This window comes from Ornithinibacter sp. (genome assembly GCF_035443565.1).
In the GTDB taxonomy this organism is placed as follows: Bacteria; Actinomycetota; Actinomycetes; order Actinomycetales; family Dermatophilaceae; genus Fodinibacter.
Map to the genome: position 1 here is coordinate 1 of NZ_DAORSO010000068.1, position 12,977 is coordinate 12,977.

The following is a 12,977-nucleotide window of genomic DNA, read 5'->3' on the forward strand; positions in this document are numbered from 1 at the left end:
CGCGTGCGCCCTCGTAGCTCAGGGGAAGAGCACTTCTCTCCTAAAGAAGGTGTCGCAGGTTCGAATCCTGCCGGGGGCACCAGCCGCAGCGAAGCAAGGCTGCGTGCCCCCGGCAGGATGACGGGAGCCGGAGCAGACCGCGACGAAGGAGCGGACTGCGACGGCGGCACCTGCCGAGGGCGGCACCTGCCGGTCGCACCAGGTAGTGGGCACCAGGTGGTGGGCGCCACGCGGATCCCGACACCGGGGCCGGCCGACGGCTACCTGTGGTGACCTGGCGGCGGTCAGGGGGTGAGGATCAGGCAGGTCGTGGTGGCGTGCGCGAGCATCCGCCCGCTGGCGTCGAGCAGCTTGCCTTCGGCGGTGCTCTGCGTCCGCCCCCGGTGCAGCACGGTGCCGACGGCCCGGACACGGCCCATGCCGGGCCGCATCGGGCGGAGGTAGTGCACGTTGAGCTGGGCGGTGGTGTAGCCCGTGCCGGGCGGCAGGGTGGTGTGGACGGCACAGCCCATGCAGGAGTCGAGCAGGGTCGCGGCGATTCCGCCGTGCACCGATCCGAGCGGGTTGAGCATCCGCGCGTCCGGGTTGAGGGCGAACTGCGCGAAACCGTCGCCGACCTCTTCCATGTCCATCCCGAGCAGGTCGGCGATCCCCGGGGGCGGCAGTTGCCCCGAGACGACGCGCTGCATCAGCTCTAGGCCGGTCAGGCTCGCGAGGTCGCGCTGGGCGTTCACTGTGGGGCTCCTGCCACGACCGGGACGGCGACCGCCCGGACCGCCGGTTGCCGCCGCGGAAGCGAGACCGCGGAAACCGAGGTCAGCACGCCACAGATGACGAGCATCGCCCACACGCCGCCGAATGCGTCTGCCGCGATGGTCGGCGTGACGGTGCCCAGCACGGCCACGATGAGGGCCACGCCGAACGTGGCACCCAGCTGCCGGATCGCCTGGTTCACGGCGGCGCCCGCGCCGAACTCATCAGGCGGCAGGCCCTGCACGGCGGCGCTGGTCAGCTGGGGGATCACCATGGCGACGCCGAGCCCGGAGAGCAGGGAAGCCGGAAGCAGCTGGGTGACGTACGCCGGGTCGTCACCGAGCCTGGTGAGCAGGAACACCCCACTCGCGGCGATCAGGGCGAAGAACATGGCGGTGAACCCGATCGTGAAAGCAGCCGTGGCGATGTTCGCCCAGCGCACCGACGGTCTGGCGAAGATCCGCAGGTCCAGGGCTGGGTGCGGCACCGACAGCGTCCGCCGCACGAAGGCGGCGAGCACCAGGAGACCACCCGCCAGGGCAGCCAGCGTTGCCGGGGCCGTCCATCCCCACTGGTCGCTCTGCACGATGCCCAGGGCCAACAGGGTCAGCGAGCCCGCAAGCAGCGCGATGCCGAGGGGGTCGGGAAAGCGCGCCCGGTCGGCCTCGCGCGACTCCGGCAGGAGGCGGATGCCGAGGACGAGCGCGATCGCCCCGACCGGGACGTTGGCCAGGAAGACGGCCCGCCAGTCCCAGGCCTCCACCAGCAGGGCGCCTGCGGTGGGCCCCACCGCGGCGGCGAGCGCGGCGATCGCGCCCCACACGGCAACGGCCACCGGCACTCGCGCGGGCGGGAAGACCGACAGCACCAGCGCGAGCGAGGCCGGCACCAAGGCAGCAGCGCCGAGCGCCTGGATGACCCGGAACGCCACGAGCAAACCCGCCGAAGGGGCAACCGCGCACAGCACCGAGGCGAGGGTGAAGGCGACCAGGCCGATCAGGAAGACCCGGCGGCGCCCGTAGCGGTCCGCCATCCGACCCGCCGGCACCAGGGCGGCAGCCAAAGCGATCGTGTAGGCGGACAGCGTCCAGGACATCGTGGCGAACGACACCGACGGGAAGCTCGAACGGATGTCGTCGAAGGCCACGAACAGCACCTGCGCGTCGAGGAAGACCATGAACGCAGACAGGCTGCCGACCACCAGGACCACCCACGGGTTGACCGTGGGGCGGGGCAGCGCCGGCTGGTCGTCCATGACGGAGAACCGTAGCCCCGTTAGTTTACAAAATCAACGTATTGGTATCAGATCTCAACCATCGTACGATGACGGCGTGTCGAAGAAGAGCTACGACCAGTACTGCGGAATCGCCGCCGCGCTCGACGTCGTCGGCGACCGCTGGACCCTGCTCATCCTGCGCGAGCTCTCCTTCGGGCGCCGTCGCTTCACCGACCTGCGCACCGACCTGCCCGGCATTGCCTCCAACCTGCTGACCGACCGGTTGCGCGACCTCGAGCAGGCCGGCCTGGTGGAGCAGCAGGAGCTGCCACCACCCGCTGCCCGCACGGTCTACGCGCTCAGCACGGCCGGCAAGCGGGTCGGACCCGTGCTGCGCGAGCTGGCCCGGTTCGGGCTGCCCCTCCTCACCGAGCCGGTGGAGGGTCAGGTGCGACCCCGCACAGCGGTCCACGGAGCCCTTGCCCCGCACCTCGACACCTCGGGTGCAGCAGGTCGAGACCTGCTGCTCCGCTTCGACCTCGACGGCGAACAGCACTGGCTCCACGTCCGCGGCGGCCGCCTCGAACGGCCCGACCGGGAGGCAGAGCCGGACCTCGTCTTCACCGGCTCCGCCGCCGCCCTCATCGAGCTCTGCCGCGGCACCCGCGACCTCGAGCAGCTGGGTCCACTGCTGTCTGCGCACGGGAGCCAAACGGCGAAGCGGGCTTTCACCGAGATGTTCCCCGTGGGCGCGGTGGCGGCCGGCTGACGTCCGGCACCCTCGACACAGAGCCGAATCGGTGCGCTGCGCCGCACGGCCTCGGCACGGCTGGAACCGACCGCGACTCTGCGACCCTTGAGGACATGCGCCGCGACGTCTCGATGTCCCTGTTCTGGCGGGTCTGCCTCATCAACGGGGCCGTCTTCGCCCTGGGCACCACCGCCTTGGTGCTCTCCCCCGCCACGGTGTCCACCCGCCCCGTGATGTCAGAACTCGTGGTCCTCGTCGTCGGCCTGACCGTCACCGTCGTCGTCAACGCCCTCCTCCTGCGCACCGTGCTGGCACCGCTGGACCGGCTGGCCGGCGCCATGGACAGCGTCGACCTGCGCGAACCCGGAACCCGCCTCGACGAGGCCGGCTCCGGCCCGGCCCGCCGGCTCGTCACCGGCTTCAACGCCATGCTCGAGCGTCTCGAGAACGAGCGGGCCACGAGCACGGCCAGGGCGCTGCGGGCCCAGGAGGCCGAGCGGCAGCGCATCGCCCAGGAGCTGCACGACGAGGTCGGCCAGAGCCTCACCGCCGTGCTGCTCGACCTGCGCCACACCGGCGACGCCGAACCCAGCGAGGTCGCCGAGGCGATGGAGCGGGCCCGCAGCACCACGCGCACCTGCCTCGAGGAGGTCCGCCGCATCTCCCAGCGGCTGCGACCCGGGGTGCTTGCCGACCTGGGCCTGCTCAACTCGCTCAGCAGCCTCGCGAGCGACCACACGGCACGCACGGGGATGCCGGTGACGCGCGGCTTCGTGCCCGGCTTGCCACCGCTGACCCCCGAGTCCGAGCTCGTCGTCTACCGGGTGGCTCAGGAGGCCCTGACCAACGTCGTCCGTCACGCCCGGGCGACCTCGGTGTCCCTCGGCCTGGCCCGGGTGGGTGACAACGTCGTGCTCACGGTGACCGACGACGGAACGGGAGGCGCCGACGTCAGGCGGGGCACCGGCATCCACGGCATGCACGAACGCGCCCAGATGGTCGGGGGGTCACTCACCGTCGCCACCCCTGACGGCGGCGGCACCACGGTCCGGCTCTCGGTTCCAGCGGCGGGCACCCCGTGACCGTGCGCATCCTGCTCGCCGATGACCACTCGCTGGTGCGCGCCGGGCTGCGGCGCATCCTCGAGGCGGAGGACGACGTCGAGGTGGTGGCCGAGGCGGCCGACGGTGTCGAGGCGGTCAGCGCAGCGCGTACGACGCCGTTCGACCTCGCGGTGCTCGATGTGTCCATGCCGACGATGACGGGTCTGCAGGCCGCGCGCGAGATCACCCGCCGCGTCCCCGACGCGAAGGTGCTCATGCTCTCGATGCACGAGAACGAGCAGTACTTCTTCTCGGCGCTGCAGGCGGGGGCGAGTGGCTACGTGCTGAAGTCCGCCGCCGACGAGGACCTCGTGGAGGCGTGCCGGGCGGCCGTGCGCGGCGAGCCGTTCCTGTACGCCGGGGTGGCGAGCACACTGGTGCGTGACTTCCTGGACCGGATGCGGCGCGGTGAGCGGGTGCCGCGCAGCGTGCTCACCCCGCGCGAGGACGAGGTCGTGAAACTCATCGCGGAGGGCTACACCTCGCGCGAGATCGCCGCCGCGCTGGTCATCTCCGTCAAGACCGTCGACCGCCACCGGGCGAACGTGCTGGCCAAGCTCGGGATGCGCGACCGCACTGAGCTCACCCGGTACGCGATCAGGGCGGGCCTCATCGAGCCCTGAGGGCTACAGCACCTAGACGGGAGGGGCGTCGCGAAGGCGCGTCGCGGCATCCCGAAGGATCTCCGCCACCCGCGAGCCGAAGCGCTCCCCCGGCGTGGGCGCGGCCGGATCGTCGTGGGCGGCGAACCACGCACGCACCGCCCGCGCCTCGACCTCGGCGGCCGCGCGAACCTGCGGGTCCTCGCTCACCAGCCGCGCGACGAGGTCGGCGGCGTCACGACCGGATGCCGTGAGCGCGGCCACCAGCGCCACGTGGTCCTCCAGCAACTCCTCCACCCGGCGGCCCGAGCGCTGCGCCAGCCACTGCACACCCGGCCCGGGATCCGAGGTGCTCATCGGTACTCCTTCGCCAGCCAGGCCTCGGCCCGGGTCACGTCACGCAGCGGGATCGCCGCGAAGTCGGCGCCCAAGCGGACCAGCGCCTCGCGCACTCCCGGGCTGACGACGGCGATCTGCTGGGCCATCGCCGGGTGCCACGCCCAACCCTCCCCCGGCGGGATGTCGGCGGCAGGTTGCAGGCTGTACCTCGCCGGGACCCCGACGCTGATGCCGCCGATCACGGCTGGTTCCCGCCCGCAGACCGCGCACCCGCCCCGCCCCGCGGACCCGCCGACCAGTTGCCGGGTGGGCACCAGAAGTCGCACTCCTGCCGAGCCGTCCACCGTGAACACCTCGACCCCCTCGGTGAGCCCTTCCTCCGCCAACGCCCCGGCGACGTCAGCGGTCACCACGACGAATCCCTCTCGGGTGCAGGCCAGTCCGGGCACGGGCGACCTGCCCGTCAAGCGGGGCTCCGCGACGATCACCCCAGCCAACGGGAGTCCACACGCGCAGGCCGTGCTGCGGTTCTGCGCACCCTTCACCGTCGTGGCGAGCACCTTCGATGGCAACAGCACGCACCATCGGCCCTCACCCACTTCGGTGCCGGGCCGGGGGCTGGTTGACCCGTTCTCGGTGACGACCTCCCCGCCGAGTTCAGCGACATCAGCCCTCAGGTCGGGGATGCCGGCCACGTCGTCGTCCGCGACCGTCACCTCGAGCAGCCCCGCAGCCTCTCGGGCGGGCCGCTTGAGAGTGGCGCCGTCGGGCAGTCGGATGGTCATCACATAGCTCATGGCGTTCCTGTTCCGGGATAGGTGCGCTGGCACTCGGAGACGAAGACGGCAACTGCGGCGGCCCCGGGCGCGCCCATGCCCGAGAACACCGTGGCGTAGGCGGACGCGAGCAGGCCGGCCACCGTGGCCCGCGCCGTCGGGTGGGTCGCGGCGTAGGCCAGCCATCGGCCCGGGTCATTGACCACCGGCCTCTGGTCGGCAGCCTCGTGGGCGAAGGCAGCGGTGAAGGCGTCGTTGAACACCTGGTGGAAACCGCCGGGGAAACCCTTCAGCCCGTCGAAGTTGTGCAGGGCGCGGGGAATGAAGATCTCGGTCTGTTCGAAGGCCCCGCCGAGCCATTGGGGCCACGCGTGGTGGAACTCGTCCTGGAGGACATGGCCCTGCCACCATCGCAACATGTCCTGCTGGTCGGCGCCGTAGGAGGCGTCTGCCGCTTCCTGGGCGAGGTAGGTCTCGATGTCCGCCCTGGTCTGGGCGGAGACCCGGATGTAGATCGCCGCCCCCACGGCACTGGGATTGTCCAACGACCCCGCCGCCAACAACTGCCAGATGCGTTCGCGTACCTTGCTCGGCAGGTCGGGCCCGGCGGGACCACTGCCACGGATGGCGACCCGCGCCTGCATGGCCGCACGGATCGCGGCCGACGCTCCGGGCTGCGCGGACCGTTGCCAGGCCGTGTCGGCCGACAGGGTCACGGGGGCCGCGCCGAACGGGTCCTCCTGAGCGTGCAACTGCGCCTTGTAGCGGACGAGGTAGTCGCGCCCGTGCGCGATCCCGGGTCGGGCCGTCCACGAGAGGCCGAGATCGGCCAGGTTCTTGCCCACCGCCTTGCGCACCGCCGAGTCCGGCTCGCCCCGCTGCGCGGCCTGCGCCGCCTGCAGTCCCCGCATCGTCGCCTCCGAGGCCCACTCGTGGGCGAACGCAGAACCGAAGGTGTGGCTCTGGTTCAGGGGCGTCTGCTTCATCGGCAGTGCCCGCGGATCCGTCTCCGCCCGGGCACGCACCGTGCCCCACGAGGCACCCGCAGCAATGGGCGCAGCCCGCAGGGCCTCCACGATGTCGGCGCGTGCCTGGGGGTGAACCATGGCGAGCTGCGTGCGGAACATGATCTCAGGATCGCGGGTCTCCCCGAAGATCGTGAACAGGCGGTCCAGCATCCCCGCCATGGCCCGCTCCCGATTCTCCAGGGCGTCGTCCGAGGGCGGTTCGATGGTGTCGTCGCTGCTGTGTGATGCCTCGAGGAACGCGTGCGCCAGCTGCGCCGCCTCGGTGTTTGCCTCGTCCGCGACGGTCGCCAGCGAACCGCACAGCCCGCTGGCCTCGGTGCGCAGCGCATCGTCCGCCGGCTCACCGTCGTCGATCTTTGCCCTCCATCCGGCGATCTTCGTGGCAATCGGCTCCGGGACCGAGGCGACCATGACCTCGGCGGTGTCGCCGGACTGCTGCACGTACACCCGGTGGCTCTCACCACCGGCCGAGAAGCGCACCGTGGTGCCCAGCTCGTCGTCGCCGTTGCCGTCGGCGCCGTCCTCGGGGTTCTCCGAGCCGATGCCGAGTCGCGCCAGCAGGGCCCGCGCCCGGGTGACGAGGAAGACGACGATCCGCTCGACGATGCCGAGCACGTAGGTCTGCATCCGCACGATGACGGCGGCCACCTCGTCGGGCAGCCCACCCAGGCTGAGCAGCCCCGCGATGAAGTCGATCGCGACGACCATCATCGACGCCAGCGCCTTCTCGACCACCCCGGCGAGCCCGCTGATGTTGCCGGAGATGACGTTGGCGATCCCCCCGACGACCGCCTGCACGAAGGCGAAGATCCGAGCCGCGTTGCGGAAGATCCACGAACACACGACGTAGATCAGCCGCACCGCCTGGGCCACCGCACCGGCCGGGTTGAGCAGGCTGAAGATGTACTGCGCGGCCTGCACGACCAGGGTCTCCACGAGGTACTCGATCGCCGCGTCGAGGATCATCCCGACGATGTTCTCCGGGGTCAGCTGCTCCTTGACGAGGTCCACCAGCCCCTGCGGCCCGCGGGCGACGAGCACCGAGATCAGCTCCCACGCGGCCTCGAGCACGTCGACCGCGGTCGGGCCCAGGTGACGCACGAGGATCTCGCGCACGTTGGGCCAGGTGATCCCCATGAGCTGGAGGGCGAAGGTGAACAGCGCGGGGGCGTCGAAGCTCGTCGGCATCGGGATCGGCGTCTTCAGCCCGGAGAACAGCCACCGCCAGAACGCTCCCAGCAGGTGGGTACCGAAGTTGTCGAAGAACTGCGAGAACCCCTGCTTGACCCCGGCGACGAGGTTGTTGAGGAATCCCTCGGGGTTGGCCGCGATGTCGGCGACGACCGACTCGATCTGGGCGATGAGTGCCCAGAACGCCGCGGGCGGGATGTTCACCAGGCGCAGCAGCCCGTTGATGATCGCCCGCGCCGGGTCCTCGATGAACTCCTCGATGGCCCGCACCACCGCGCCGATGAGCCCGCCGGCCTCGAGCCGGCGAGCCTCCACCGCGGCGTGCGCCTCGTTGACGGCCGTCACCGCGGCCCGGGACACGTCGCGCACGAAGCTCGTCTGGGCGGCGGTCGCCTGCTGCGACAGCCCGTCGAGCAGGCCCTCGAACCGGGCGCGCTCGGCCGCCGCGAACTCGGGGAACTCGGCCTCCATCTGGTCGAACAGCGCCCCGATGTCGGTGCGGGCGCGCACGATGATCGCCTGCGCCGCCGCGATCACCCCGTTGACCTCGCTGGAGATGTCGAGCAGCAGCTCGCCGATGTCGTTGCCGAACTGGTTCTCGGCCCGGTTGTACTCGCCGGTGACCCACGACGGCAGGCCCGCGATGTAGTCGCCGACCGCGACGATCGTGCCGACCACCCCGCTGTGCCGCTCCTCGATCCAGCGCTGCACCCGATCCAGGCAGTCGTGGAACTCGCGGGAGTGCCGCGCCAGCCCGGCCTCCCACCGCCCCATCGCCGTGCGCCCGAGCGGGGTGAGCAGCCCGGTCACCTGGCGTTCGGCCGCGTCGTAGATGGCCTGCGCCCGCTGCGAGACGTTCTCGCGGGTGACCTCCTCCTGCCCGGTCATCCCCTCCTGGCGTTCGGCGACACCCCCGATCGTGCCGGTGCGGGCCGCGCGCAGCGCCGCGACCGCCTCCTGCTGAAGGCGCGCCATGTCGGCCTGCGCGCTGTCGATGGCGACCTGTTCCTCGGCCGCGATCTCCGCCGGAGTGCGCTGGGCGAGCTCCCCCAGCTCACCACGGGCCGCGCGGGCCTCACCGAAGGGGCCGTCCGGGATCTCGGCGGTCACCCGGGTCTCCATCCCGGCGTCGGCGATCCGCTGGTCGGTCGCCGCGACGTCGGCGTCCAGCGACGTGTTCTCCGGCGGCAGCGGGTCGGGCGCCGCGCTCGCGGCGTCGACGCCCATCCCGGGGCTCGCGGCGGGCGGGGTCGCCACCGGGCTCGGCGACAGCGCCGGGCTCCCCGCGGGGGGAGTCGACATCGCGTCGTACTCCCCGCTCGCCTCGCTGACCTGCCCGTCGACCGTCCCCGAGACGGTCTCGCCCGCGGACTGCGCCTCCTGCGTCGGGTCGGTCGCCAGCAGCTGGTCCTCGTCCTCGGGCCGGTTGTTCCTGATCGCGTCGCGGATCCGCTGGACGAGCTCGACGATCTCCGGGCTCGGCGCGGGGCGCTCCCCCAGCTCGGCCGCCAGCTCCTCCCGCGCCCGGGCCGCGGTCTCGGCGACCGGCTCGGTCACCGCCCCCCGGGCGTCTGCGGTGTTCTGATCGGCACTCGGAAGCTCCCTCGCTGCCCGCGCCGCCCCACCCGCACCGCCCGCGACCGCACCCCCACGAGCGGCCGCCGCGGGGCCGGGTGCCGTGGGCGCCTCGGGCATGAGCACCGGGGCAGTGGGCGCCGCCCCGCCGCCCTCACCGGCGGCGCCCGGCTCGGCGGCCACGGCCTCACCCGCCGCCCCGCCCACCCCCTCAGGCTGACCCGCAGCACCATCCATCCCGGCGTCGGATGCCGTCGGCGCACCTCCCGCTGCCGCCTCACCGGCGCTCGCCGCGCCCCCACCCGCCACGGCACCGCCGGCATCGACGACGGGCCCCGGCACGGGTGGGTCGACCACCGGCACCGCCGCTCCCACACCACCGGCCGGCAGGTTCTCGGGCAGCACCGGCGGGGTCGCACCGTCGAGCACCGGCCCGACGATCCCGGCGATCGCGGCCCGCACAGCGGCGTCCAGCACGGCCAGGGTCTGCGGGGCGTCGACGCCGTACACGCCCGGCGCGAAGAACAGGTCGCGGTTGCTCACGAACGCGGGGCCGTCGACCACCGGGGCCTCGCGGTGCACGACGAGCGACGACAGGTCGACCCCGAGCAGGCCCCGGTAGAGCTCGGCGATGCGTGGGCTGATCGGCTCACCGAGCGGGACGGCGTCGCCCGGGAGCTCGAGCGTCACGCCGCCGTCGATCGTGGTCGCGGCGATGCCCGCGGATGCCGTGAGCGTCACCTCGGGCGGCAGCGCCGCCAGGTCGACGCGCAGCGCCGTGCCGCGGATCTCGGCCGCGGGCAGGGCGAGCTCCGCCGAGGGCTCCCACCCGTGCACCACCCACGTGGCGGAGCCGAGCGCAAGCCCCAGCACCTGGAGGTCGGCGCGCAGCTCGACCCGGCCGTCGAGCACCCCGTCGGGGCCGAATCCGGCGCTGCCGGTGACGTCGACGAAGGCCCGCCGCCCCGAGAGCACCACCGAACCTCCGCCCTGCCCCCACCGGGCCGCGACCGCCTCGAGCCCCCCGGCGAGCAGGCCCTCGAGCACCACGACGGGATCGTCGGACACCGGACCCGGGACGCGGTCGAGCACCGGTGCGCGCTCGGTAGCCACGCCGAGCGGCCCGAGCACGGCTGCCGAGCGCTCGGCGGCCTCGGGCCCGGACCCCGCGGCCCGCCCCGCAGCCGCCGGCGCGCGGCTCGCGACGGCCGTCACGGTGGGGCCGATCGACCCGCCTTCTCGTACTGCCGACGGATCGCCGTCACGAGAAGGTCCTGGCTGACGACCCCGTCGCCGGCCGCGGCGAGGTACGCGGCATCCACCGCGGCGTCGCGCACCTGGGCCCCGGTGATCGCGAAGCGCTCCGCGAGCGCCACGACGTCCAGGTCATCGGCGACGGGCAGGTCGGGAGGCAGGGCCCGCCGCCAGAGCTGCTCACGCTCGGGGGCGCCGGGCGCAGGGAACTCGACCATCACGTGGATGCGGCGCTGGAACGCGGGATCGATGTTGCCGAGCAGGTTGGTCGTGAGGATGACGACCCCCTGGTGGGTCTCGATCCGCGAGAGCAGGTAGGAGACCTCCTGGTTCGCGTAGCGGTCGTGGGCGTCGGAGACCTCGGTGCGCTGGCCGAAGATCGCGTCGGCCTCGTCGAAGACGAGGATGCAGCGCTCACGCTCGGCCCGCTCGAAGACGGCCGCCAGGGCCTTCTCGGTCTCGCCGATGTACTTCGACACCAGCGCCGACAGGTCGATGACATAGGCGGTCAGGCCCGCCGAGGCCGCGATCGCAGCGGCCGTCATGGACTTGCCCGTGCCCGGCGGCCCGTGCAGCAGGGCGAGCAACCCGCCGACGTTGTCGTGGTGCCGCCCGAAACCCCAGGTGTGCACGACGCGTTCGCGGTGGGCGATCCGTCGCTCGATGTCGGCGACCTTGGCGCGGGCCCGTGCCGGCAGGACGACATCGGCCAGGGTGTGCACCGTCGTGAGCGGGCGGGCCGGGAACCCCGAGGACACCCGTGGCGGTGGTGGCGGCTGCCCGAGCAGCCAGGCGAGCAGAGGCGGGTCGGGCGCCAGCGTGCCGCTGAGGTCGTCGGGTGGGTCGAGGGTGAGCAGGCCGGTGGCGCGCAGGGTGCCGGCCTCGCTGAGCAGGGCGGTCACGTCGAGCCGGCCCGCCAGGGTGCGGGCCGCGAGGGTGCGGGCGACCTCGCCGGTGAGGCCGGTGACCCCGGGCCGGTCGGTGAGCGTGGCGTACGCGGCCGCGAAGCGCTCGTCGACGAACGGGGCCACCGCCGCGACCAGCACGAGGGCCTCGGCCGGCCCGAGCCCGGCCATGGCGATCGTCGCGGCGAGCGGGCCGCCGCCGTCGTACCGCTCGAGCGGGGGGATGCCCTCGTCCGCAGCCGCTGCCCCCTCCAGCCCGCCGCTACCCTCGACCAGCGAGGGCGCCAGCGGGCGCCCGGCCGGGCCACCCCTGCGCTCCTCGGCCCGGACCCGGATGACGGCATCGAGCATCTCCAGCGCTGCACCGAGTTCGGCCACCGGGGTGGCGACCGTCGGGCGGGTGCTCACCGCTGCCACCGCACGCTGATCGGGCGCGACCACGGCAGCGCCAGCAGCCCGAGGGGGTAGGGCAGCGCGCCCAGCACGACGTCGAGCGGTCGCGCCGCCGCGCTCAGCCGCACGTGGTCGGAGCGCTCGTCGAGCAGCCCGGCGCGCATCACCCACTCAGCTCGCACGAAGTCGGCCGTCGACCCCGCGAACCCGGGCAGCAGCGCGGCGAAGTTCCGCAGCACCTCCTGCGCCGACTGCTCGACCTCGTCGCGGCGTCGCAGGTTCACCGCGCCCGAGACCGGCAGGGGGAGCCCGGCCTCCCCTGGGCTCCCGGCGAGGAGGCGCACGAGCGGGTCGTCGCGCGGCGGGTCCTGCGCGCTGACGAGCAGCGCCAGCGCCGCGGCGCGCACCGGGGCAGCAGGCAGGCCCGGGTGCAGCGCCACGGCGGACCGGCAGTGATCGGCCAGCCACGGATAGAGCAGCACCAGCCCTGCGGCGGTCGTCAGGTGCGCGGTGTCGATCACCGCCGAACTGGTCTCGTCGACGAGGTCGCCCACGGTCGACACCAGCGCGAGGTCGGCCGCCGCACGTGCCCGCTCCCCCGGGGCCCCCGGCGAGCCCGGCGACGTCACGGGGTCCCCGACGGGATCGGATGCCGGGTGCCCGGGTCGCGCTGCACCCTCACCGCCCGCTTCGGTCGCGTCCACCTCCGCCGGGGTGACCGCACCCCCCGCACCGCGCAGACCGTCCCGGTCCGGCTCGTCCTCGGGGGCGCGAGCCACCACCGGCGCCCCGCCCTGACTCACCACACGAGCCAAGGCGCCGACCACCTCGCCCCAGCGGCCGGCCAGCAGCCGACGGCACTCGTCGACGCGGAGCGGGTCGGCGACCCTCCACGCCTGCCGGGGCACGGCATCCGGTCGGGCACCACCCGCCACCCACGCCAGGGCCGCGCGAACGGCATCCGCCGCGGTCGGCGAGCTCCGGTCGGTGACCTGGTCGGGCTCCGCCGTCGAGACCCGACCCCGCGCGCCCGCGGCGAGCGTGTCGTGCACCGCGGCCCGGATCGCCTCGGCCCACAACGCCGCGAGCGT

10 protein-coding genes and 1 tRNA gene are annotated in these 12,977 nt (G+C 73.4%); 4 read left to right on the forward strand and 7 right to left on the reverse strand.

Annotated elements, in window-relative coordinates; all coding sequences use genetic code 11:
• The first annotated feature begins 7 nt into the window (after positions 1–7).
• Positions 8–82, forward strand: a tRNA-Arg gene (locus tag PLL68_RS08710).
• Between the two features lie 202 nt (positions 83–284).
• Here the strand turns inward: PLL68_RS08710 and PLL68_RS08715 are convergent.
• Positions 285–734: a PaaI family thioesterase gene (locus PLL68_RS08715; RefSeq protein ID WP_324533378.1), complete on the reverse strand. Its 450-nt coding sequence runs from the start codon at positions 732–734 to the stop codon at positions 285–287.
• Positions 731–2,008 carry an MFS transporter gene (locus PLL68_RS08720; protein ID WP_324533379.1) on the reverse strand — a complete coding sequence of 426 codons (1,278 nt, stop codon included), beginning with the start codon at positions 2,006–2,008 and terminating at the stop codon, positions 731–733. Before PLL68_RS08720 ends, PLL68_RS08715 begins: the two co-directional genes overlap by 4 nt.
• Before the next feature lie 76 nt (positions 2,009–2,084).
• On the opposite strand from PLL68_RS08720, the gene PLL68_RS08725 reads away from it, so the two are divergent.
• From PLL68_RS08725 to PLL68_RS08735, 3 genes are all read left to right on the forward strand, one after another.
• Positions 2,085–2,738: a winged helix-turn-helix transcriptional regulator gene (locus PLL68_RS08725; RefSeq protein WP_324533380.1), complete on the forward strand. Its 654-nt coding sequence runs from the start codon at positions 2,085–2,087 to the stop codon at positions 2,736–2,738.
• Positions 2,739–2,833: 95 nt separating this feature from the next.
• Positions 2,834–3,802 (forward strand): HAMP domain-containing sensor histidine kinase, encoded by a 969-nt coding sequence (locus tag PLL68_RS08730; RefSeq protein ID WP_324533381.1) that lies wholly within the window; start codon positions 2,834–2,836, stop codon positions 3,800–3,802.
• Positions 3,799–4,446, forward strand: a complete 648-nt coding sequence (locus PLL68_RS08735; protein ID WP_324533382.1) for a response regulator — start codon at positions 3,799–3,801, stop codon at positions 4,444–4,446. Before PLL68_RS08730 ends, PLL68_RS08735 begins: the two co-directional genes overlap by 4 nt.
• Before the next feature lie 12 nt (positions 4,447–4,458).
• Here PLL68_RS08735 and PLL68_RS08740 read toward each other — a convergent pair whose 3' ends face one another.
• From PLL68_RS08740 to PLL68_RS08760, 5 genes are all read right to left on the reverse strand, one after another.
• Entirely contained in the window at positions 4,459–4,782 is a 324-nt protein-coding gene (locus PLL68_RS08740) for a hypothetical protein (protein ID WP_324533383.1), read from the reverse strand.
• Complete coding sequence (locus PLL68_RS08745; protein WP_324533384.1) at positions 4,779–5,561, reverse strand: hypothetical protein; 783 nt, start codon at positions 5,559–5,561, stop codon at positions 4,779–4,781. The genes PLL68_RS08740 and PLL68_RS08745 overlap by 4 nt, the downstream gene beginning before the upstream one ends.
• Complete coding sequence (locus PLL68_RS08750; RefSeq protein ID WP_324533385.1) at positions 5,558–10,549, reverse strand: hypothetical protein; 4,992 nt, start codon at positions 10,547–10,549, stop codon at positions 5,558–5,560. The genes PLL68_RS08745 and PLL68_RS08750 overlap by 4 nt, the downstream gene beginning before the upstream one ends.
• Positions 10,546–11,901, reverse strand: coding sequence for an ATP-binding protein (locus tag PLL68_RS08755; protein ID WP_324533386.1), 1,356 nt, complete (start codon positions 11,899–11,901; stop codon positions 10,546–10,548). The genes PLL68_RS08750 and PLL68_RS08755 overlap by 4 nt, the downstream gene beginning before the upstream one ends.
• Positions 11,898–12,977: contractile injection system tape measure protein (locus PLL68_RS08760; RefSeq protein WP_324533387.1), on the reverse strand; the 1,080-nt coding region annotated here is incomplete at its 5' end. The genes PLL68_RS08760 and PLL68_RS08755, both read right to left, overlap by 4 nt.